The sequence below is a fragment of the Streptomyces sp. NBC_00461 genome (genome assembly GCF_036013935.1).
Taxonomy (GTDB): domain Bacteria; phylum Actinomycetota; class Actinomycetes; order Streptomycetales; family Streptomycetaceae; genus Streptomyces.
Genome location: NZ_CP107902.1, coordinates 544,750 through 567,032 on the forward strand (window position 1 = coordinate 544,750; position 22,283 = coordinate 567,032).

General features: G+C 68.5%; 18 protein-coding genes. 6 read left to right on the forward strand and 12 right to left on the reverse strand.

Features of this window, described 5'->3' with window-relative positions; all coding sequences use genetic code 11:
* Positions 1–41 precede the first annotated feature (41 nt).
* The 3 genes from OG870_RS02630 to OG870_RS02640 all read right to left on the reverse strand — a co-directional run bounded on the left by OG870_RS02630 (position 42) and on the right by OG870_RS02640 (position 4,628).
* On the reverse strand, positions 42–1,619 hold the full coding sequence (locus OG870_RS02630) for an arabinofuranosidase catalytic domain-containing protein (protein ID WP_327690570.1): 1,578 nt from the start codon (positions 1,617–1,619) through the stop codon (positions 42–44).
* Between the two features lie 649 nt (positions 1,620–2,268).
* Complete coding sequence (locus OG870_RS02635; RefSeq protein ID WP_266524666.1) at positions 2,269–3,291, reverse strand: LacI family DNA-binding transcriptional regulator; 1,023 nt, start codon at positions 3,289–3,291, stop codon at positions 2,269–2,271.
* A 197-nt stretch (positions 3,292–3,488) separates the two neighbouring features.
* Complete coding sequence (locus OG870_RS02640) at positions 3,489–4,628, reverse strand: GH12 family glycosyl hydrolase domain-containing protein (RefSeq protein ID WP_327690571.1); 1,140 nt, start codon at positions 4,626–4,628, stop codon at positions 3,489–3,491.
* 580 nt (positions 4,629–5,208) lie between these two features.
* Between OG870_RS02640 and OG870_RS02645 the strand changes: the two genes are divergently transcribed.
* Positions 5,209–5,769 (forward strand): hypothetical protein, encoded by a 561-nt coding sequence (locus OG870_RS02645; RefSeq protein WP_266524662.1) that lies wholly within the window; start codon positions 5,209–5,211, stop codon positions 5,767–5,769.
* A gap of 57 nt (positions 5,770–5,826) precedes the next feature.
* Here OG870_RS02645 and OG870_RS02650 read toward each other — a convergent pair whose 3' ends face one another.
* Positions 5,827–6,234 (reverse strand): NUDIX hydrolase, encoded by a 408-nt coding sequence (locus OG870_RS02650; protein WP_266524660.1) that lies wholly within the window; start codon positions 6,232–6,234, stop codon positions 5,827–5,829.
* A 262-nt stretch (positions 6,235–6,496) separates the two neighbouring features.
* Between OG870_RS02650 and OG870_RS02655 the strand changes: the two genes are divergently transcribed.
* The gene (locus OG870_RS02655) at positions 6,497–6,832 is read left to right on the forward strand and encodes a hypothetical protein (RefSeq protein WP_266524658.1); all 336 of its coding nucleotides are present in this window, start codon (positions 6,497–6,499) and stop codon (positions 6,830–6,832) included.
* A gap of 83 nt (positions 6,833–6,915) precedes the next feature.
* Here OG870_RS02655 and OG870_RS02660 read toward each other — a convergent pair whose 3' ends face one another.
* The 6 genes from OG870_RS02660 to OG870_RS02685 form a co-directional block, all read right to left on the reverse strand.
* Positions 6,916–8,769, reverse strand: coding sequence for an RICIN domain-containing protein (locus tag OG870_RS02660; protein WP_266845346.1), 1,854 nt, complete (start codon positions 8,767–8,769; stop codon positions 6,916–6,918).
* Between the two features lie 66 nt (positions 8,770–8,835).
* The gene (locus OG870_RS02665) at positions 8,836–10,572 is read right to left on the reverse strand and encodes an amylo-alpha-1,6-glucosidase (RefSeq protein ID WP_266845348.1); all 1,737 of its coding nucleotides are present in this window, start codon (positions 10,570–10,572) and stop codon (positions 8,836–8,838) included.
* An 81-nt stretch (positions 10,573–10,653) separates the two neighbouring features.
* On the reverse strand, positions 10,654–11,478 hold the full coding sequence (locus OG870_RS02670; RefSeq protein WP_327690572.1) for a carbohydrate ABC transporter permease: 825 nt from the start codon (positions 11,476–11,478) through the stop codon (positions 10,654–10,656).
* On the reverse strand, positions 11,475–12,458 hold the full coding sequence (locus tag OG870_RS02675; RefSeq protein ID WP_327690573.1) for a carbohydrate ABC transporter permease: 984 nt from the start codon (positions 12,456–12,458) through the stop codon (positions 11,475–11,477). The genes OG870_RS02670 and OG870_RS02675 overlap by 4 nt, the downstream gene beginning before the upstream one ends.
* A 10-nt stretch (positions 12,459–12,468) precedes the next feature.
* Complete coding sequence (locus tag OG870_RS02680) at positions 12,469–13,716, reverse strand: sugar ABC transporter substrate-binding protein (RefSeq protein ID WP_327690574.1); 1,248 nt, start codon at positions 13,714–13,716, stop codon at positions 12,469–12,471.
* 174 nt (positions 13,717–13,890) lie between these two features.
* Positions 13,891–14,913, reverse strand: a complete 1,023-nt coding sequence (locus OG870_RS02685; protein ID WP_327690575.1) for a LacI family DNA-binding transcriptional regulator — start codon at positions 14,911–14,913, stop codon at positions 13,891–13,893.
* Between the two features lie 409 nt (positions 14,914–15,322).
* Here OG870_RS02685 and OG870_RS02690 point away from each other — a divergent pair, with 409 nt between their 5' ends.
* From OG870_RS02690 to OG870_RS02705, 4 genes are all read left to right on the forward strand, one after another.
* The gene (locus OG870_RS02690; RefSeq protein WP_327690576.1) at positions 15,323–19,021 is read left to right on the forward strand and encodes a LamG-like jellyroll fold domain-containing protein; all 3,699 of its coding nucleotides are present in this window, start codon (positions 15,323–15,325) and stop codon (positions 19,019–19,021) included.
* 187 nt (positions 19,022–19,208) lie between these two features.
* Positions 19,209–19,388 (forward strand): hypothetical protein, encoded by a 180-nt coding sequence (locus OG870_RS02695; RefSeq protein ID WP_266845358.1) that lies wholly within the window; start codon positions 19,209–19,211, stop codon positions 19,386–19,388.
* Positions 19,389–19,424: 36 nt separating this feature from the next.
* The gene (locus OG870_RS02700; protein ID WP_327690577.1) at positions 19,425–19,616 is read left to right on the forward strand and encodes a hypothetical protein; all 192 of its coding nucleotides are present in this window, start codon (positions 19,425–19,427) and stop codon (positions 19,614–19,616) included.
* A gap of 360 nt (positions 19,617–19,976) precedes the next feature.
* Positions 19,977–20,681, forward strand: coding sequence for a Clp protease N-terminal domain-containing protein (locus tag OG870_RS02705; RefSeq protein ID WP_266524639.1), 705 nt, complete (start codon positions 19,977–19,979; stop codon positions 20,679–20,681).
* A 41-nt stretch (positions 20,682–20,722) separates the two neighbouring features.
* Here the strand turns inward: OG870_RS02705 and OG870_RS02710 are convergent, their stop codons facing one another.
* Complete coding sequence (locus tag OG870_RS02710) at positions 20,723–21,100, reverse strand: VOC family protein (protein WP_266524637.1); 378 nt, start codon at positions 21,098–21,100, stop codon at positions 20,723–20,725.
* A 241-nt stretch (positions 21,101–21,341) separates the two neighbouring features.
* Positions 21,342–22,169, reverse strand: a complete 828-nt coding sequence (locus OG870_RS02715; RefSeq protein WP_266593809.1) for an SCO6745 family protein — start codon at positions 22,167–22,169, stop codon at positions 21,342–21,344.
* Positions 22,170–22,283: the final 114 nt, after the last annotated feature.

Here is a 22,283-nt window from a genome sequence, read left to right on the forward strand (position 1 = left end):
GGGTTCGGCAGTGAGCCTGCCGCGAAGCGGGGCCGTTCAGGTCAGCCGAGGCTCCATCGCTGGTTGGATCCGCCGTTGCACGGCCACAGTTCCGCCAGGGCGCCGTTGGCCGTGGAGGCTCCCGTGACGTCGAGGCAGAGCCCGGACTGACTGCCCGTGACGGTGCCGTCGGAGTTCACCTGCCACTGCTGGTTGGCGCCGCCGTTGCACGGCCAGGTCACCACCTTGGTGCCGGCGGACGTCTGGTTGTCGTAGGCGTCGAGGCACATCTGGCTGTTGCCGCTGTAGACGGTCAACTGGCCCGAGGACGTACGGGTCCAGGTCTGGTTGGCGGCGCCGCTGCAGTCCCAGATCTGCAGTTGCGTGCCGGCCGTGGTGGACGAGTTCGGCACGTCCAGGCACTTGCCCGCGCCCACCGCGTGCAGAGCCCCGGTGCCCGTCCCGCCGGAGGAGTTGCTGTACCCGGCCGCCGTGATGTTGGCCTGGACCGCGTTCTCGGTGGCCTCCGACGGATAGCCGGAGGTCATCACCCCTTCGTAGAAGGTTCCCTGGGCGCCCTTGCTGTTGTCGCCACCGATGCCGAGGATGATGGCGCCCTGCTTGCGCATCGGGTTGTAGCCCGCGACGTTGGGGCGCGGACCGTCGTAGAAGGTCGACAGGCCACCGGACTGCGCGTTGCCGCCACGGATCGCCCAGTGGTTGGCCCCGCCCTTGATGACGGCGGTCGTGTACCGGTGGTTGATGGTCGGATCGTTGGCGTTGTAGTGCTGGTTCACCCCGGAGAACAGACCGTTCTCCAGGTCGGCCATGATCCACGGACCGTTGCCCGAACCGTAGCCCCACACCTTGATGTTGCCGAAGTAGATGGCCTCCATGGTGCCGTTGCCGTCGTCGTTGCTGTCCGTCTCGGCGTTGCCGTAGTCGAAGCAGCAGCCGCCGTTGTAGTGCGTGCCGTCGAGGATCGCGTACATGCCCTCGGGGCTGTCCCCGGTGGCGACGCCGTTGGTGTGGTTGTTTCGGTAGCCGGTGCCGGGCGCCACGAAGACGCCGTAGGCCTTGTGACCGCCCACAGTGGTGGGCGCGGCGGTCGCGTTCGCGAGGTTGTCGGGGCCGCCCGCGGCACCGCCGCCGGGTGCCTGGGTGAGGTTGTTGCCGCGGCCCGACTGGTCGTAGATGACCGTGATCAGGCAGGTCGTGCCCGAGCAGAACGAGTCCTGGGCAGCGGCGTCGGCGTACCCGCCCGCCTCCAGAACACCGACGTTCCGAGTCGCATTGTCCGAGGCACGCCGAACCTGGTAGAGCGGTCCGGTGTACGAGGCATACAGCGCCCGCGTCGTGCTGTGCGCCGCCACGCAAGGGGTGTTGCCGGCCGCGTAGATGTCGCACGGACCGGACGTGGCGGCACGGGCCGTCCCGGCCGTGGCCGTGGCACCGGCCAGGGCTCCGCCGACGAGCGCGGCCGCGGCCGCCGCCCGGGCGAGCGTCCTCCAACGAGACCGTGCTGAACGTGCCGGTGAAGGCACGCCGCCCGACCTGTCACGGTGCTGTGCCACCGCGAACAGTCGCGCGACGCCTCCTCGCCCGGACAGCGGACGGCGTCTTGTACGTGTGGTTCCCATCTGGTCTCCCTACCGTGCCGGCGCAACCCCGTCGGGTTGTGGTGGTGGCGCTCATGCATACCGAGGCGCTTGAACGTGCCGTTGTGCAGTGGGATGCAGAGAGGTTCGGCGGGAGACGGTGCTCCCGGTGCCGCGGTGCTGCCAAGGGTGCACGGGCCTCTGCTGCGCACCTTGTTGCGGAATCGATTCGACTGCTGATTCCCGTGTTGCGCAAGCCGTCAGCACCGTCGAAAAGTTGCGGTCCGAAACGAGTGCACGACGCCGCAACCGCTTGCCGCGCGGGCACTGAGGGAAGGCCCGCAGCGACCGGCGGCAGAGTCCGGACCATCCGTGTGACCCACCATCAGGCCGGTGAACAGCAGTGCAGCCGAGCGGATCGGGCCCGCAAGCGCCGCCGGCATGGAGGGCACTGGCCGAGGCAGCCGAAGCGGCCGAACCCCGATCAGGTGCCGGTGACGCATTCACCTACGGCACGCCATCGACCCGACACGTGGCCGGTCGCACCTTCCCGTCGAAGCGCTTACGTCGAACCGATTCGCTCCATTCCTTCCGGTATTTCGGGAGACCGGAACGTACGCCGTTTCGGACGACTCGGCTCCGCTGAGCCATCGGCTCGGCAGGCTGAGCCGGGTGCGTACGGCGATTCTCGTCACGCCGATTCGCGAACGACCAGTTCCGTACGGAGGATGACGTGGCGCCACGCCACGTACGGCTCCTCGATCTCCTCAAGCAGCAGCCTGATCATGGCTCTTCCGATCTCCTCCAACGGCTGACGCACAGTGGTCAGGCGCGGCTCGGTGCGCTGGGCCAGCGGAAAGTCGTCGAAACCGATCACGGCGACGTCCTGGGGCACGCGCCGTCCCGCTGCCTGCAGTGCCTGCAGCGCCCCGGCGGCCGTGGTGTCCGACGCGGCGAGCACGCCGTCGATCTCCGGGTGCCGTTCGAGGAGCTCCGTCATGGCGCGGCGCCCGCTGTCCTGTGAGAAATCGCCTTCGGCCACCAGGGAGTGCGAATTCTCCAGGCCGGCCAACTCCAGGGCGTTCCGGTAACCCTGCAGCCTTGACTGCGCGACGTACATGTCCAGCGGCCCCGTAATGGTGGCGATCGCTCGACGGCCCTGTTTCAGCAAATAGGAGACGGCACTGCGGGCGCCGCCCGTGTTGTCCGCGTCCACATGGCTGACGTACTCGTCGGCCGAACGACGCCCCAGCAGCACGGTCGGCAACCGTGCCTCGGCGAGCATGTCCGGCAGCCGGTCGTCCGCGTGGACGGACATCAGCAGGACTCCGTCGACCCGGCCGCCGCGTGCGTACTCCAGGAAACGCTGCCGTTCGGACTCCGAGCGGACAAGGGTCAGCATCAGTTGCATGCCGGTGTCCGCCAACCCGTCGCCGATCGAACTGACGATTTCCGAGAAGAACGGCTCCGCGAACTGCCTCCAGTCCGGCTCCGTCAGGACGAGGGCCACGGCGTCGGCCCGCTGCCCGGCCAGGGACCGGGCGGCGAGATTGGGCACGTACCCCAGTTCCTCGATGGCCCGCTGTACGGCCCGGCGCGTCGAATCGGCCACACCGGCCGCGTTGTTGACGACTCGGGAGACCGTGCCTCGCCCCACCCCGGCGTGGGCGGCCACCTCTTCCAGCGTGGGCGCCCCAGGGCGTCGCCTGCCCATGACCACCTCCCCCACGAGATCACCGATCCTACGGCGGAAGGCACCGCGGCGCAGCAACATCGGTGGCTGGCAACTCGATGCCGTGCAGGCAGAGTTGACCACCCGTGGGCAGGGCAGCCCTGGGGAACGAGTCGGCCGTCGAAAGGCGGCCCACCTCGTCCGAGCCCGGGAGTCGGGAAGGGGGTGGGCCGGCCCTTTCACGCGGTGGTGCAGGCCGTACCGTTCAGGCTGAAGCCTGCCGGTTTGGCGAAGGTCCCGCTGTAGGTGCCCTGGAACCCGAAGGACACCTGCCCACCGGGTGCGATGTCCCCGTTGTACTGCTGACCACTGGCGGTCACCGCACCCGATGACGAGGAGACATTGGCGTTCCACACACTCGTTGTCTTCTGCCCCGAAGGCAGTGTGAACGCGAGATTCCAGCCGTTGACGGGAGAGGGACCGGCATTGGTCACGGTGACGTCGGCGGTGAAGCCTCCCTGCCACACGTTCGTACCGTAGGCCACCTTGCACGCCGTTGAGCCGCCCGGGTCGCCCGGGTTGCCCGGGTTGCCTCCGCCGAGGTTCACGGTCGAGGAGAACGACGTCACCGCCAGCCCCGCCCCGTTCTGCCAGGGCTCGAAACCTGCCTGAACACTCGTCAGGTACCAGTTGTCCTGCGCGAGTCCCCGGGAGACGGTCTGACGGACGAAGTCCATCACGTCGAAGTTCCAGCTGCTGATCGCTGACGGCGCGACGAAGGTCAGCACGTCGTTGGTGCCGTTGTTGCCGGCCCACACCTGCCATGACCGGCCGGCCACGCTGGTGGTGCCGGTCTGCGAGCCGACCGGCTGCACGGGCCCCACGCGGTTGAACCAGATCATGATCTCGGTGCGGTTCACCCCGTCGGTGCGGGGTGTCGGGTCCAGCCAGATGTCGTACGCGGCGTCGTAGACCGCGCCGCTGACATAGTTGTAGGAGATGTTCGTGGGCGCGCTCGAGATCGAGCTCAGCCGGGCCGGGAGGTTCGTGCCGGGTGAGCAGTTGGTGTAATGACAGCCGTTGAAGACGGACGGGTAGGACTTCGGGCCGCCATTCGTCGGAACCGAGCCGTCGGCCTGGGCGATCCTGAAGCCGGAGTCCGTGGCGGTGACGCACTGGGTGGCGTTGGTGCCCCAGCGGTTGTTCTGGACGACGTAACGGCCCTGGATGGTGGTCGAACCGAACTGCTCACAGATGGTCGAGTCGGCGTGTGACGGCGGAGCGGCGGTGAGCAGCGTCGTGAGGGTGAAGAGTGCCGTGAGCAGGGTGCCGAGCACGGCTCGTGCTCTGCTCAGGGGGTTGGGGAGTGGGAGTTGCATGCGGATCCTCCGCGGGGTGTGAGGGGAAGCGGGGATGTGAGGGGAAGCGGCGGAGCGCCCTCGATTCGGGAGCGCTCCCACGGGAGTTCTGCGGGATGCCCAACGGAACGTTTCACCGGGAGGGGAAGCAGCGGTCTTGCTCCGGCGAGAACGCCGGGCAGCCCTCTGGGGACTGAGGACCGCCCGGCTGGTGCCCCCGTCAGGCTGGGACGGGGTGTGACGCAGCCTCTGTCAGCGACGCCTCGTGCGCGGCTGTGCTCTTGCGTCCGCGATCCATGGTTCTGGTTCCTCCTTGCGGAGTGCGGCTCGATGGGGGTCAAGGCTTGAACCAGTGGGAGCGCTCCCAATAGTGGGGACAGGTGTGCCCTCGGTCAAGACATCAAGAGGTTGAATCCTTCGATCTGGACCAGTCGAGAAAAGTCGGGCAACACCCCTGTGCTTCCAGCCGTGTTGGCGCTACCGTCCGATGCACCAGTGGGAGCGATTCCATCAGCCGACCCGTCCGTCACGGCGCGCCGAGCTGCGAGGAACCGCTCGGCAGATCGCGTGGGCCGCCCTCGCAGTGCCCGCGAGCGTGATCATGAGCGCGGGAGCATTCGGCATCGCCTACGGCGTGGCGAGCACACCCAGTTGGTGGAGTTCGTTGCTGGTGGTGATGGGTTCCATGATCGCGGTGGGTTGTCTGCTCGGGTTGGTGGGCCTCCTTCTGGCGGTCCTCGGGATGGACGAGCTGAACAGGGACTTCGGGAAGCTCGACATCGTGGCGGCGGTCTGCTTCGTGCTGACCACGTGGGCGTTCTGCTCCGCGCTGCACAACCAGGCACTGCACGACCATGGCCGGGCGGTACGAGCGGTCGTGGTCTCCGTGCACCCGGCCAGGGACGGAACAGGCATGGAGGTGGGTGAAATGGCGGCACTGTCGGACTCCTCGGGCCGTCGCCATCTCGGCCAGATCAGCGCCGGCCGACTCACCGCCGGAGACAAGGTCACAGTCACCGTCGACCCCTCGGGCAAATACGACGTGCAACGCGGCCGCCCACCACAGAATCCCGAAGACTCCTGGGAGTTGGCCATCGCGCTCACTGTCCTCCAGGCTCTGCTCTGCGCCGCGATCGGCTTCTCCTCGGCCAGGTACCGGTAGTCGTTGGTGCCGCGGCATGTCGGGATCGAGGACCTCGAAAAATCCTCAGTCGGCTCCTCAGGGCAGTTGGCCAGAGGCATGAAGCGCGTCAAACACCATCTGGTCCACTGCCGAGACCCGCGCACGATCGCCATAGCCGAACCAGTCCGTCTCTGCGATCTCCCTTGAGGCAACCAGCGGACCGGTGTACTCGGCGGTGTAACAGATCATCCGGAACTCGGTGCGGCCGTCGGAATTGCTCCGTGTCTCGAAGGTACCGACGTGCACCATCGTGGCCGTATCGACCCGGGACCGGAGTTCCTCGGTGATCTCGCGCGCCAAGGTCTCGGCGTCGGACTCACCCGACTCCCGCTTCCCGCCCGGGAAGTAGAAGACATCAACACCACGGTTGCGCGTCAGCAGCACCCGCCCGTCACGCACCAGAACCCAGGCCACTTTCTCCGGAACGACCTCGATCTTCCCCATCCCCGGACCCTACCCACCCACGCCGACACAGCAACGAGACCACAAGGGTCCGGCACCACAGGAGCCACCGAAACGATCAAGGGCCAACGGGGCGATCTCACCCTGACCGTGCCGGGACCGCTGGGCCGCCCGGCCAAAACCCGTGCTCGCGCACCGCGCACCGCGCACCAGTGCTGGATGCTGACCCGACGAACAGGGAGATCCTGGGCAGGGATATTGTCCCGTACAGAACAATCTGGGGGCTCTCATGTCATACGGCTCAATGATGTTGCTCAGCCTGGGCCTTGTCGCCGTCGTCTCGCTGTGCGTGGGCTCGCTGGGCATCTATGCCTTCATCCGCAACCGTGTGCCCAGCCGACTGCTACGCCGCATCGTGCGCAACCCCCGATTGTGGGGGTTGGGCCTCCTGGTCCAGGTCGCGAGCCTGGTCACCTACTCCGGGGACCTCCTGGTCGTGGGCGTGGTCTGCACCGTCTGCGGCCACGCAGTGAAGCCGGGCGGATATGACCGCGGTCCGGGTCGCCCGCGACGTGGCCGATCCGCATCGGGCGGCACGCTCGCGGCAACCCCACCGGATGTGGCACCGACAACCCGCTAGGCGGCTGACCGACGACGAAGAGCGGCCGTACGGCACTGATGCCGTACGGCCGCCCCTGTCGGGAAGCTCCCGAGTCGAACGGGTCAGTTCTTGCCGGAGAGGCGCCAGATCTGGTTCTTCTTGTTGGCCAGGGCGCTTGCGGGGTCGCAGGTCCACTGGTGGATCTTCGCGCCGGGCGTGGTGGAGATGCCGGTGACGTCGACGCACTTGCCGCTGTGGACGGCGACCAGCTGGTAGTCGTGGCTGTTGCCCAGTGCCGTGACGGGGTTGAGGGTGAACTGCTGGTTGGTGGCGCCGTTGCAGGTGTACTGGACGACCGCGGCGTCGTCCGCGGTGGAAGCCCCGGACACGTCAAGGCACTTGCCGCTGAGCTCGTTGACCACGGTGTAGGTGTCGGTCTTGCCGCTCACCGGCTTGAGGTCGAGCATCTGCTGGTAGCCGCCCTCGCAGTTCCACTGCTGGTACTGGGTGCCGTTGGCGGTACTGAGGTTGGTGTCGTCCAGGCACTGGCCGCTGTTCTCGCTGACCGCGACCGTGGAGATGGTGGTGTTGGACGGCGGGAGCAGGGTGACGGTGTAGCCGTCCTTGGAGTTGCTCCAGGGCAGGCTCACCGAGGCCGCGTTGTTGCTGACCGTCAGGGTGGAGTCGGAGATCGTCTCCGGGCCTGTCACCGCGGCGCCGTTGTTGTACGGGACGCGCTGGACGACCGCACGGACCTTGCCGCTCTCCACCACCGAGGTGGTGCCCAGGCCGGTGAGGTTGACGGTGACGTTGCCGGTGTTGCCGTTGCTGCCGAGCAGCACCTTGGCGTTCTTCGCGGAGTTGTCCTTGGTGGCGAGGCCGTCAGTGCCGGAGCCGGGGACGAGGTTGACGATGTTGCCGGTCTGGGAGCCGTAGTAGCGGTACATGAACCACTCGCCCAGCGGCAGGTACTGGCCCGCGCTGTTCTTGGTGAGCAGGTTCGCCTCGTTGTCGTGCAAGGCGGTGCCGGAGGCCCAGTTGCCGCGCAGGCCGTCGGCGCCGGCCCGCTCCAGGCGGCCGATGAACCAGGCGCCGCCGCCGGGGTTCTGCTGGGAGAGCGCGGCATACTCGTTGATCTGGTACGGGCGGGTGTTGGTCAGCCCCGCGGCGGCGAGGGTGGAGTTGGCGCTGGCGACGCCCGGGACCGGGTCGGCGGGTTCGTCGTGCCAGCTGTAGATGTCGGGGGCGACGTTGTTGGCCTTGACGTAGTTGAGATACGTGGTCCACCAGCTGTTGGAGGAGGTGGGCTGGTTGGCGATGCTGGGGCCGACGATGAGCTGGCCCGGGAACGCCGCCCGGACGCGGGCGTAGAACCGCGACCACATCTGCAGGTACTGCGCCTGCGAGGCGCCCCAGAAGTTGCTGCCGTCGGGCTCGTTCCACAGGTCCCACTGGACCGTCATGTTGTTGGCTTTGACGTCGCCGATGAGCTGGGTGACGAAGTTGTCGAACTGCGTCCAGTTTCCGTTGTCACCGGGCCAGCCCACGTGGGTGGTGCTGTCGGCGCCCCACAGGTCGTGCGGCAGGATCACGAAGGTGCCGCCTAGGGCGGCGGTGCGCTTGTACTGCGCCAGGGTCGAGTTCCAGCGGGTCTGGTACTCGGCGAGGCTGGTGGCGTAGCCGCCGCTGTTGAGCTGGGCGCCGCCGGCCCGCATGAAGTGCCACTTGATGTCCTTGAAGAAGTGGTCCTGCGGGAGCGAGCCGTTCGGCGTCATGCCGTAGATCATTCCGGAGGCGCGGTACGTGGGGGCGCCACCGGCGTTGGCGAAGTCGACGGTGACGCTCGTGTCCGCGGCCCGGGAGGGGGCGGCCGGTATCAGGGTCGTCGCCAGCGCGGTCAGGAGGACGGCGACGGACGAGACGGCCCGACGCCTTGTGCTTGTCGTGGGTCTGGGGAGGGTTGTGAGCGAGTTCATGGTGCGGCTCCTGGAGGGGGAGGACCGGGGCTCGTGACGGCCCCGGGGTTTGGGGGAGGCGGCCGGTCAGCGGCTCTCTCGGTGGGCGTGTGCTTCGGCGAGGAGGAGGTAGCTGCTGGCGGTCCAGGTGTAGGCGCGGTCGCGCAGGCCCGTTCCGGTGAGGGCGTCGAAGTTCTCGGCGAAGCCGTTGGTCTCGCACAGGGCCCGGAAGCGGGCGCTGATGTCGTCCGCGAGGCGCTGGTGGCCGGCGCGGCGCAGGCCGTCCTCGACGAGGACGGTGGAGGGTGCCCATATCGGGCCGCGCCAGTAGCCGTCGGCGAGGTAGTGCGGTGAGGTGGTCAGTTCGGTGGCGAGGCCGTATGGCGTCAGGTGGGCCTTGATGTGGTCGGCCAGCGCGCTGCTGACCTCGCCGGGCAGGTGCTCGCCCAGGACGACGGGCATCAGGTCGAGGAGGCTGGCGCTGCTCCAGGTGTCCCCGGTGGCGACCGACCGGGCGACGAACCTGTCGCCGGTCCAGAGCTGGTCGAGCAGCGCCGTCTGGGTCTCCTCGGCTGTCGCCGTCCACCGGTGCGCCTCGTCCGGCTTGCCCAACTCCTCAGCCAGGGCGGCGAGTTCGTGCAGTTGGAGGACGAGGAAGGCGGCGAGGTCGGCGGTGACGACCACTCGCTCGGGGTCGAAGGTGGTGGCGTTGTCCCAGCCGCTGTCGTTGCCGTGCTGGTAATGGGGCAGCTGGGCGTCGGGGGCTCTTCGTACGGAGAGCCAGAAGTCGGTCCAGCGCTCCAACCGGTCGTACGTCTCGGCCAGTTCGGCCTCGCTGGGAGGGGTCGGCAGGCGGCGGCGCAGGTGGCCGAAGGCCCAGCCGTGGATGGGGGGTTTGACGAAGTTGTGGAGGACCTCGGAGTGGGTGACCGAGTCGGGCAGGGCGCCGCTGTCGTCCTGGTGGTCGAAGGGCAGGTGGTACTGGTCCAGGGCGAGTTCGGGGCAACCGGGGGCCAGGGCAAGGGCGTTGAAGCAGTGGTCCCAGCTCCAGACCTTGTCCATCCAGTGCTTGGACATCAGTACGGCGGGCCGGGTGACCAGGCCCGTCGGCCGTACGGTCGCCGACCAGACGACGTAGGCGGCGAGTTCGGCGGCCGGCGTGGCGGACGAGCGCCAAGGGGCCACCGCGTCGACGAAGTCCGCGAACGCACCCCGAGCGGACTCCACGACGTCGTCGAACGTCGCTGCGGACACGTAGGGCGGGCGGGAGGTTTCGAGTTCCTCGATCGCTATCTCCCAGGCTCCGTCCGCCCGCGCGGTCACGGTGAGACCGCGTTCGCCGCTGCCCAGGAGCTGGGCTCCGGCCGTGTCGGCGATGGTGCCGGACAGCACGGTGACGCGGTAACGGCGTCCGGTCTCGTACGACGTGAACACGTGGGCGTCCGCCGCCGGATCGTGGAAGAAGTACGTTCCGCTGAACGGGGTCAGGGTGTGCGCGGCGGCGAACACGCCGATACCCAGGCCGCTCCCCCGCAGGCGCACGGTGTCGGGCGAGTCGTAGGCGAGGTCTGTGCGCCCGCTCTCACCGATCCAGCTGAGCCGGCCGGGTGTCGCCTCCACACGGGTGGCGGCCCGGTCTCCGGTGGCCGGGTCCACGGGGATCAGGCGCAGGACGGCGTGCATGCCGTTCTGGTGCGAGACGAGGTGGAGGTCGTCGGCGTACGTCTTTTCCGCCACCACGGGCGAGATGTCGAACCAGGATCCGTAGGTGCTGAACGGTATGTCGTGGACGGAGAAGGCCGGGCCGGACGAGGCGGCGGTCATGGGGCGTGACTCGTTTCTGGAGCAGGAGGCAACGGTCGGCTGGCGCACGGACGCTTCAGCCGCCGGGCGGAGTTGGGGGACTCAGTCCTTGACCGCGCCGGCGGTCACACCGGCGGCGACGTAGCGCTGGGCGAGGACGAGGATCACCGCGGCGGGCAGCGAGGCCACGACGGCGGTGGCCATGATGGCGTTCCACTGCTGGTTGTTGTTGCCGATGTAGTGGTAGATGCCGAGGGTGATCGGCTCGTGCGCGCCGCCGTTGACCAGGGTGCTGGCGAAGACGAAGTCGGACCAGGACCACAGGAACGCGAACAGCGACACCGTGACGACGGCGTTGCGGCTCGTCGGCAGGACGATGGACCAGAAGGTGCGCAGGATGCCGGCTCCGTCCATCTGCGCGGCCTGGAGCAGTTCGCCGGGGATGCCGGACATGAACGCGGTGAAGATCAGCACCGCGAAGGGGACGGCCAGGGTGGAGTCGGCGACGATCAGGCCAGGCACGGACTGGAGCAGGCCCAGCTGGAGGTAGATGGCGTAGAAGCCCATCGCCATGATGATGCCCGGGATCATCTGGGCGGCCAGCAGCACGAAGCTCAGGATGCCGCCGCCACGCGGGCGCAGCTTGGCGAGCGCGTATCCGGCGGGGGCGGACAGGACGACGGTCAGTACGACGGTGCCCAGGGCGATGACGAGGCTGGTGCCGAGGTAGGGCAGCTGCTCGCCGAGGACGGTGCGGTAGCCGGCCAGGGTGCCGTGCAGCGGCAGCAGGTCCGGTGGGCTCTTGCGCATGTCCTGGTCGCGGGTGAGGGACACGTTGAGCATCCAGTAGACCGGGAAGAGCATGACCGCGGTGAGTGCTACGCCGATCGTGGTCTTGCCCCATGTGCTCTTGCGGCTTCGGCTCATGACAGGGCCTGCTTTCTCTGCACCCGGACGTAGATCAGGCCGAAGACCAGTGCGGCGACGACGAGCAGGTTGCCCACGGCCGCGCCGGGGCCGAACGCGGGCAGGAGGTTGCCGAAACCGAGCTGGTAGGACCAGGTGGCGAAGGTCGTGGACGAGTCCGCCGGGCCACCCTTGGTCATGATCCAGATGATGTCGAAGACCTTGAGCGTGTAGACCAGCCCAAGGAGCAGGGTGATCGCCGACACCGGGCGCAGCAGCGGGAAGGTGATGCTCCAGAAGCGGCGCCAGGGACCCGCGCCGTCCAGGGCGGCGGCCTCGTACAGGCCGGCCGGGATGGACTGCAGGCCGCTGTAGAGGACGACCAGGTTGAAGGGGACGCCGATCCAGATGTTCGCGATGATCACCGAGGTCAGCGACCAGGACGGCGAGGTCAGCCAGTTCACCGGCCCGATGCCGACGGCGTGCAGGACGGCGTTGACGATTCCTGAGTCGCTGTTGAGCATCCACGACCAGGTGGAGGCGGAGACGATCAGCGGCAGCAGCCAGGGCACCAGGAACAGGGCGCGCAGGGTGGCCGACAGCCGGAAGTGCTGGTGGAAGAAGACCGCGAGGGCCAGCCCGATGGCGTACTGGAAGACCAGACAGACGGCGGTGAAGACCGCGGTGTGCAGCAGGGCCGGGGCGAAGGTCGGGTTGTCGAAGACGGTGCGGTAGTTCGCGAGGCCCGTGAACGGCGCGTCGCCCTGGACGAACGAGCGGACGGTGTAGTTCCGCAGGCTCAGGTCGATGTTGCGGTAGAGCGGATAGGCGTAGAAGAGGGCCAGGTAGAGGGTCACCGGGGCGAGGAATCCCCAGGCCGCCCACTGGGTGGAGGCGGCTCGGCGGCGCTTCCTGCGGCGGCCCGGGGGCGGGGCGGCGGTGGCCGCCCCGTTCCGGACGCCCGTGGACCGGCGGTCCGTCGGATGTGTCGTCTGCTTCATCGGGCTCTCGTCACTTGGCCGCGGCCTGCGCCGAAGTGAGCGCGTCCTTGGGCGACTTGGATCCGCTGAGGGCGGACTGGACGGCCTTCCACATCTGCTCGGAGATCTTGGGGTACTTGATGCCCAGGTCGTCACTGGTGCGGCCCTTGGCCGCCTTGACCGCCTCCACCCACGGCTTCAGCTCGGCGTTCGCCGCCACCTGCTTGTCCTGGACCTCGCTTGTGGGAGCAACGTAGGACAGGGCGGTGTCGGTGTTGTTGAGGTTGTCGGTGCTGGTCAGGCAGGTCACCAGCTTCTCGGAGGTGCCGTAGCGGCCGGTGTCCTTCTGGACCGGGAGGGTCACGAACTCGCCGCCGGTAGGAGCCGCGGCGTTGCCGCCCGTGGCCGTCGGGATGGGCAGCACCCCGTAGTCGAGGCCGGCCTTCTTGGCGTTGGCGAGCTGCCAGGTGCCGTTCTCGCTGAACGCGTAGTCGCCGCCGGCGAACTCCTGCCAGCTGGTGGTCTGGGTGTTGTTGAGCACCGAGTTCGGGGCGTAGCCCTGCTTCAGCCAGTCCTTCCACAGGGACAGCGCGGACACCGCCTGGGAGGAGTCGAGTTCGGTCAGCTTGGCGCCCGATCCCCAGAACCAGGGCAGGAACTGGAAGCTGCCTTCCTCGGTGCCGATCGCCGAGAAGGTGATGCCCTTCTTGCCGGCGCTCTTGACCTTCGCCAGCGCCGCCGTCAGCGACTTCCAGTCCTTGACCGAGGAGACGTCCACCCCGGCGGCCTTCAGCACCTTCTTGTTGTAGTAGAGGGCCAGGGTGTTGGCGCCGATCGGCATGCCGTACGTCTTGCCGCCCGACTGGCCGGCCGCGAGCAGGTTGGGGTCGATCTTCGAGGTGTCCAGCTTGCTGTCGTCGGTCGTGGTGAGCACGCCCGCCTCGGCCAGGGTCGACACCACCGGGTTGTCGACGATGAGGACGTCCGGCGAGTTGCCCTGCTGTGCCGCCAGCAGCGACTTGTTGCCCAGGTCGCTGGTGTCGAAGGCGGTCCGCTTGATCTTCACTCCGGCCTTGGTGCCGCACTGGTCGAGCAGCTTCGCCCAGGGCGAGGTCTTGTCGAACTGCGGGTAGGGGTCCCAGACGGTGTACGTGCCGCTGCCGGCGCCCTTGGTGTCGGTGCTGCCCGAGCCGGAGGAGCAGGCGGTGGCACTGACGGCGACGGCCAGGGCGGTCAGGGCCGCGGCGGTCAGACGGCGCTGTCTGGAGGAGCTGTTCATGGCAGGAGTTCCTTTGTTCAGGGCATGCGGGTGCCGAGGGCAGGGGGTGCCGAGGGCACGGGGTGACGGGAGGGACGGGCGCGGCGAACGGCGTTGTCGAGCGGTTCGAGCATCCGGTGAGTGAGGAGATCTATGTGAGGTCGGGAAGGTGTCGGGAGGGTTGTGCCGGTGAGGTCAGGACGCCGTACCGGCTCCGACGGGCCCGGTGCTTGCGCGTAGCGAGATAGGCGGCGTGAGGAGATGGTGCCGGGGCGGCGCGTCGGGATGGTCGAGCCGCTCCACCAGCAGGTCGACGGCGTTCCGGCCCATCTCCTCCGCCGGCACGTCCGCGGCGGTGAGCTGCGGGGTCACCGTCTCCGCCCAGCGGCCGGCCACGACGCCCGTGACGGAGAAGTCGCGCGGCACATGGCGGCCGGCCTGGGCGAGCCCCCGGTAGAGGCCGCCCAGGGCTGCCTCGTTCAGGGTGACCAGGGCGGTGGTGGCGGGGTCGTCGTGCAGGATCCGTTCCAGGCATGCCTGGCCCGAGGCGGCGTCGTCCCCGCAGCAGTAGGTCCGTCCGGTCAGCCCGCGTTCGGCGGCGGCTTTGGTGAAGCCATCGAGGCCGCGCTGCGCGGACTCGTATCCGGCCCGCAGCAGCTGCTCGGGACGGTTGACGAAGGCGACCCGGCGGTGGCCGAGGTCCGCCAGGTGGTGGACGCACGCCGCCGCCAGCGCGGTGTGGTCCAGGCCCACCCACCAGCCGCGCTCGGGGTGGGCGGTGCGGCCGATGGCGACGGAGGGGAAGCCCAGGGCGGCCAGGTGATCGACCCGGTCGTCCTCCAGCCTGATCTCCATGAGGATGGCGCCGTCGACCCGCCGCTCCCCCAGCAGCCGCTGGAAGGAGCGGTCCCTGTCCACACCGCTCGGCGAGAGCAGCACGTCGTAGTCGTGGGCCGCTGCGGCCTCGACCACGCTGCCGATGAAGTCCAGCTGCATCCCGGTGTAGTGGTTGCCGGCGGGCGGGAACACGAGGCCGATGGTGCTGGTCCGGCCGTTGGCCAGGGCGCGAGCGCTGGCGTTCGGGCGGTAGCCCAGCTCGTCGATGACCTCCTGGATCTTCCGGCGCGTGTCGTCCGAGACAGGGCGCTTGCCGCTCAGCGCATAGGACACGGTGCTCCGCGAGACACCGGCTCGCCGGGCGATCTCACCGATGTTCACGGCGACTCCTTGCTCGAACCGGTTCGACTCCTCGGTGGAGGAGGCGCCCGCGGTCGTGAGGGCGTGGGGTGGGACGAGAAACGCGGACCGTGTGTCGAACCGGTTCGCGTGAAGTGAAGGTAGGAACTGCCCCGGCACCTGTCAACACCCTCGGCCGGAATTTTCCGACCCGTAATGCGGCCGCAAAAACCTTATGCTCAAGGGATTGCTGGCTGAAGGCCCCCGATGCTAGCTTCCCCGAACCGGTTCGATGACGTAGATCCCTCCGACAGCCAAGGCCCCGATCCGACCTTCCCCAAGGCGCGCAGGGCCCACCACCCCCACACATCAGACGTTCTCCGTTCCCTCGTGCCGCACGTCATCGAACCGGTTCGATGCACATCGACATCAAGGATTGAGGACGCAATCCATGCCATCCGCTGACAGATCCGCCCGGCGCCGGGTCCCGGCCGCCGTGGCGCTGGCTCTGGGCGGGGGCCTGCTGGCCGCGCCCGCCGTCCCCGCGCAGGCAGCCGATACGCCCCAGCCCGCCGCCCACTACACCTTCGACCAGGACGACCTCACCTCCGGCAAGATCACCGACAGTTCCGGCAACGGCCTGACGGCGACCCTGGTGAACGGCTCGACCGCCCAGTCCGTCACCGGCACCGACGGCGGCCGGGCGCTCGCCCTGCCGGGCGGAGCGCCCACCTCCGACGGGGCCTATGTCCGTCTCCCCCGCGAAGTACTCAACGCGGCAACCGACTTGACGGTCTCGGCCCGCGTGAAGTGGAGCGACGACAAGTCGTCCTGGCAACGGATCTTCGACCTGGGCACCGACACCACCAGGTACCTGTTCACCACGCCCTCCAACGGCAGTGTGCTGCGTACCGCGGTGACCACCGGCGGAGGCGGCGCGGAGGCACAGGTCCTGGGCTACGCGCCCCTGCCCGCCGACGGTTGGCGGACCGTCACCGTCACCCTCGACACCTCCGCTCACCGGGTCACCACCTATCTCGACGGCGTGGCGGTCTCCTCCGCCGCGACGACCGTCAAGGCGAAGGATCTGCTGGACGGTTCGGCCACGGCCGCCGGCTACATCGGCAAGTCCTTCTACCAGGACCCTCTGCTCAAGGGCGCGATCGACGACTTCAAGGTCTGGCACTCGGCGCTCAGCCCCGAACAGGTGGCCGGCACGGTCGGGAACCTCCCCACCCTCCAACAACTCTCGCGGACGTCCTTCGAGGTCCGTACGACCGCCGGTACCGCACCGTCGCTCCCCGCGGCGGTCCGCGCCTCGTTCTCCGACGGCTACGACCGCGACACACCGGTCACCTGGGACGACGTACCGCCTGAGAAGTACGCTAGGCCGGGGACGTTCACGGTGGCCGGAACCGCGGCCGGACGCGCGGTGAAGGCGACCGTCACCGTGGTGCGCGAGGGGCAGCTGACCGTCGACCTCGGTTCCGACACCGGCGCGTTCCACGGCGGCGCCTCGGGCACGCTCTACGGCGTGTACGGGCCCGGCGTCCCGACCAACAACCTCATCGAGGGCATGGGCCTGCGCACCGTTTCCACCAAGGCCCAGGACGGCCCGCAGCATCCCGGTGCCGACGCGCTGGACGTGGTGAAGCCTCTGGCCGACTCCACCGACGGTGACGTGTACATCTACATGACCGACATCCACCGCGGCTTCCCGTACGAGTGGCCGGGCGACACCCCCGCGCAGAAGCTCAAGCTCTACGAGGAGAAGCTCGCCAAGCAGGTCGACCAGGTTCTGCGGCTGCCGAAGCAGTACCAGGACAACGTCGTCTTCGTGCCGTTCAACGAGCCCGAGGGCAACATGTTCGGCACCGGCCAGTGGAGCTACAACAAGGTCAGTTGGCTCAACGACCCCGACGACTACTTCGCCGCCTGGGACGAGGCGTACAAGCTCATCAAGGGCAGAATGCCGCACGCCCGCATCGCGGGCCCCAACACCAGCGTCCTGTACGACCAGGTGAAGGGCTTCCTCACCCACACCCTGGCCGCCGGCACCCTCCCGGACGTGATCACCTGGCACGAGCTGAGCCATCCGGAAGCGGTGCGTGAGAGCGTCGCCAGGTACCGGGTGTGGGAGAAGGAGTTGTTCAAGGGAACCGACCGCGAGGGCACCCAACTCCCCGTCAACATCAACGAGTACGCCTTCAACTACCACACCTCCGTCCCGGGCCAGATGATCCAGTGGGTGTCGGCGATCGAGGAGTCCAAGGTGGACGCCGACATCGCGTACTGGAACATCGACGGCAACCTCTCCGACTCCGCCGTGCAGTCCAACCGCGGCAACGGCCAGTGGTGGCTTCTGCACTCGTACGCCTCGATGAGCGGCCACACGGTCAACGTGACGCCGCCGTTCCCGGGCGAGAACTACACCATGCAGGGTGTGGCCACGCTCGACGCGAAGAAGAAGCAGGCCCGGCTTGTCTTCGGTGGTTCCACCGGCAAGGGACACATCACTTTCGCAGGCGTCCCCAGGAAGGTCTTCGGCGACCGCGTGCACGCCTGGGTGCGCGAGATCGACTGGAGCGGGCAGGTCGGCGACAACTCCGGCCCGAAGCTGCTGACGGAGACGAACCTGAAGGTCGGTGACGACGGCCAGGTCGTCGTCGACTTCGGCGACGGCGGGCTGCCGAAGCTGAAGGAATCCTCGGCGTACGAGATCGTCCTCAGCCCGGCCGGGAAGGCCAGGGCCACGCAGTCCCCGCCCGTGCGCTGGCAGGCTTCGTACGAGGCGGAGGACGCCGCCCACACCGGGTCCGGCTACACCAAGAACGGCCCGGAGGGCTCGACCGGCGACGTGTCGAAGTTCTACACCTCCGGCGGCTACGACGTGGGCGGTCTGCGCACCGGTTCGGACGTCACGCTCGACTTCGGCGTGGACGTCCCCGAGGACGGAACCTACGACCTGAGCACCTTCGCCAACTCCCTCAACACCTTCGACAAGGTCAAGGAACAGGGGCCCACCAACGTCTTCCTGCGGGTGGACGGCAAGGCTGACAGCGAGCAGGAGCTGTACCTGCCGCTCGGCTACAAGTGGGTGGTGTGGGACCACACCGACACCAAGGTCCACCTCACCAAGGGGAAGCACACCCTGACGCTCGCCGCGAAGAGCCTGGACGGCAAGAGCGCCACCAAGGGCGACGCCATCGTCGACCGCCTCACCCTGTCCTTGCCGAAGGCGTCGGCGGCCACCGAGGTCTACGAGGGTGAACTGGCCTGGACGGGTGGTGGCGCACGGCCCGTCTACGACCTGCCGAAGGGCACCGCAACCCCCGCCACCGGCTCGGGCGCGGTCCGGCTCGCAAGGAACCAGACGGCCACGTTCTGGGTCTACTCCCCCGCCGACCGGGAGGCCACCCTCCAAGTCGACACCCTCGGCGGCGCGGACGCTCGGTTGTCCGTCAACGGTCACGACGTCCTGCACGTGACCAAGGGCCGGCACAAGGTGGCCGTCTCCCTCTCGGGCGGTGTCAACAAGGTGACGGTGACCGGTGGTTCGGCTCGTGGTTCGGCCGCAACCCTTGTCGATCGTCTGACGGTCACGCCCACCGACGGCACGCTCAAGGGGCGTGTCTACGAGGCGCAGGATGCCAAGCTCGCGGGCTCGGCCACGCTGACCCCGCTGTCCCTGGCCACCGACGGCACAGCCATCACCGGGATCGGCGGTGACCCGGGCAACGGCAACACGGCGACGTTCACGGTCGCCGCGGACACGGCCGGCCTGTACGCGCTGCGCATCCGCTACTCCAACCCCGAACAGTCCGAAGCCACCCACTACAACCCGGACCCACTCGCCCGCCACGCCGACATCGCTGTGGGTGGCGGCGAGACGCAGCGGGTCAGCTTCCCCCACACCTTCCACCAGAACAACTTCTGGGAGCTGACCGTCCCCGTCCGCCTCAAGAAGGGCTCGAACACGATCACCTTCCGCTCCGAGGAACTGCCGAACTTCGACGGCACCACCTACGCCTCGGACACCTTCCCCGGCGTGCTGCTCCGCTCCCGCTTCGCACCACTGATCGACCGGATCACCGTCGCACCGTACGCGCGGGAGACGCGGGACACCCAGGATGCCCGGGAGACACGATGAGGTAATGGCCGCCGGCGGCAAGCTCGCACCCACTGCGTCGCCGGTAGCTACAAGCAGAGCCTCGCGCCCGGGTCCGTCACACGGCGGACCCGGGCGCTTTGTCATTCGAGGCAGGCTCCGGCCCCGGCCCCGTGAAGGCCGTCAGGCGCAACCGGCGTACGGGCTGCCCGGTCGGGACCTGTCGCTGATGAGCGGGGTGATCCTGCCTCCCCTGGCGCCGTCGTGGTTCCCGGACGCCACCACCCTGGGCCTTCGCCGCCGCTGGAGTCTGGCCCTGCCCATGCTGCTCATCACCGGCTCGTACGCCCTCGCTGGGCTGGACGGCAACACGACCGCGGTCGTCAGCTCTCTGGTGTCTTTGCTGTGAGTCGGCCTCAATGAGGAGGTCCACAGCCGCGGCCTCGTGCAGCGGGCCCTCACCCCCCTCGGCCCGCTGCGCACGGCGATCGGCGTCGGCGTCCTCTTCGGTGCCGGGCACCTGCAGAACTACCTGTTCTTCGGCGCCCCGTTGGACGACACCCTGTGGCAGATGCTCTCCGCCGGACTGTTCGGCTTCACCTGCGCCTGCCTGCGCCTCGCGATCGGCTCCGTCTGACCCATGGTGGCCGTCCACGGGCTCGACGACTTCTTCCAGATCCACTCCCCCGGCGCCGCCCCGGACGAGTTACAGGTGGCGTATACCTCTTCCATGCCGCCTACGGCTGGTGGCTACTGCGCCACTACGGCGACAAAGACGTCCTCGCGCGATACGGCACCGCCCACGCGGAAGACGACGAGCGCCCCGAACAGGCCGGGGCACTCGACTGACGTATCACCACAGCACCAACGCGCCAACGCACCACTGCAGCGCGGCAATTGCCGCCGAGGCGAGTGGCCGCGTGCCGAGGCTTCCGGGGAGAACACCATGCGTCAATTACAGATTGACGGCCGCGGATCGTCAATCTAAGATTGACGCATGAGCCCACTCAACATCAGCCTCAATGACCTGATCGCCCGTCTCGACGAGGAGCTCCCCGACGCCAACAACCTGGCTCGCATCAGCGAGGCACACCTACGGGCCCAGACCCTGTCCGACCTCGGTGACCAGCTCGTCGGCCACTACGTCGGCAAGGCCAAGGAGGCCGGTGCGTCGTGGAGCGAGATCGGCGACGCCATCGGAGTGTCCAAACAGGCCGCCCAGCAACGGCATGCGCCCGCCCCGTTCGAGCGGTACACCAACCTGAACCGGCACAGCATCGTGCTCGCGCAGGAGGCCGCCCGAACCCACAAGCACGACTTCATCGGCACCGAACACATCCTGCTCGGCCTGCTCGGCGAACCGCAGGGCCTGGCGTACGAGGTACTGACGGCGAAAACCGAGTCGGAGCAACGCGTCCGCGACGCGATCGAGGAAGCGCTGCCGCCGGCCGGGCAGAAAGCGCCGCGGGGTCACATCGCGTTCCGACCGGAGAGCAAGAAGGCCATCGAGCAGGCACTCCGCGCGTCGGCCGAGCTGGGCCACGACTGGGTCGGCACGGAACACTCGCTGCTGGGCCTGATCCGTACAGAGGAGAGCCCCGCCGCCCAGATCCTGCGCGACCTCGGCTTCACGTCGGACGAGTTGCACAAGACCGTCAAGACCGCGATCACCAAACGGTTGGCCGCGCGGGACAAGCAGTAACGAAACGCCTCGTCACCGGGACGGTTGTTCGTCGTGCGCGGTCAGGACCGGGGAGGGTTGCGGCACAGGCAGAACGGGTGCCCGGCCGGGTCGACGTAGACCTGCCAGCCGTAGCCGGACTCGCCGACGAAGCTCTTCTGGAGGGTGGCGCCCAGCTTGGTCACGCGGCGATGCTCGGGTTCGAACTCGTCCACTTCGAAGTCGAGGTGGAACTGCTGCGGATGCTCCTGGCCCGGCCAGCTGGGCCGCTTGTAGTTCTCCACCCGCTGAAACGACAGCTCGACGCCGTCATTGCGCAGGTTGACCCAATCCTTGGTGCTGATACCGGTGTTGATCTCCCAGCCCAGCAGCTCGGCGTAGAACTCGGCCAGCTTCCAGGGGTCAGGGCAGTCAAGGATGACGTCGGTGAACGTCAGCATCCGATCATCATAAGGAGCGGCGCCGGACGTCCGCGACACATTAGTCGGCACCGCGATTCGAGCCCGAGGGCCCGAGGGCACTGGCCCGACGCACCGACTCCGGCCCGATTTCCGCGGTGCGCTCGGCCTCGCCGTATGCGGCCAGGAAGTCGACCGTCGGGTCGAGCACCTCGGGCACGAACGCCCGGACGAGAACCCGCCGTACGGACGGCGGACTCCTCGTCCCGTCAGTCGCCGCTCGTCACTGCGACCCCGCGGCCACGAGCGTCGCGGTGATGGGTTCGAGCTCGGCGACCAGCTCGTCCAGCTCGGCGGGAGACAGGGCGTCGTACGGCGGGGCGGCGAGCTCGTCGGTAAGGGCTTCGATGCGTTGCTTGGTCTCGCGGCCCGCGTCGGTGAACCTGCCATCGGTGTCGACGAGCCCGCGCTCGCGCAGACCGCCCATGACCGCGGCCAGCCGCTCCTTCGGCAGGTGATGGACGCGCCCGAACGACTCCGGCGGGTGAATGCCCTGCTCCAGCGCGGACAGCACGTGGGCCTCCGTTCCGCCGATGCGCGCACCGACGAGAGCGGCGACGTGCCCGTCACCGCGGTGCTCGCGCAGCATGGTCGCGGAATGCCACAACCGGGCGACCGGGTCGCTCGGCACCGGAAGGGTGCGCATCCCGGCGTACATCACCCGACCTTCCGTGGACGCGTTCGTCGCGGCTTTGGTGGTCAGGTCGGCCGCACGCACCAGGCCCGGGGAATCGGCCAGCTTCTCGCCGAGGATCCGCCGTAGGGAGGCCGCACTGCCCCGCTCCCGCGCCGCGACGGACGCCTCGGGCGGGATCGTCTCCCAGGCGCTCGGGATGTGCCGCGCGGCCTCCCCGTCGGCGAAGCTGTAGAAGGCCGCGTGCACGACCTGCGCCGGCACCCGCCCCAGCGGCGCGGCGCGGCTGGCGAAGTAGCCGTCCCAGTAGGTGCGGTGGCCGAGCGCGGCCAGCTCCTCGTTGCACTCGTCGGCCATGTAGGTGACCAAGCAGATCGGCTCCAAGAGCTCGTACATGCGGCGGGGAGTGTGAGTCATGGACTACATCATGCCTGCGGTCACGCCCCGTGGAGCGGTGCCGGCCGAAGTCGAAGCCCCGGTCCTCCCGGAGCTCGTCCTACCGGCAACTCGCATATCCACAGCGGGATATGA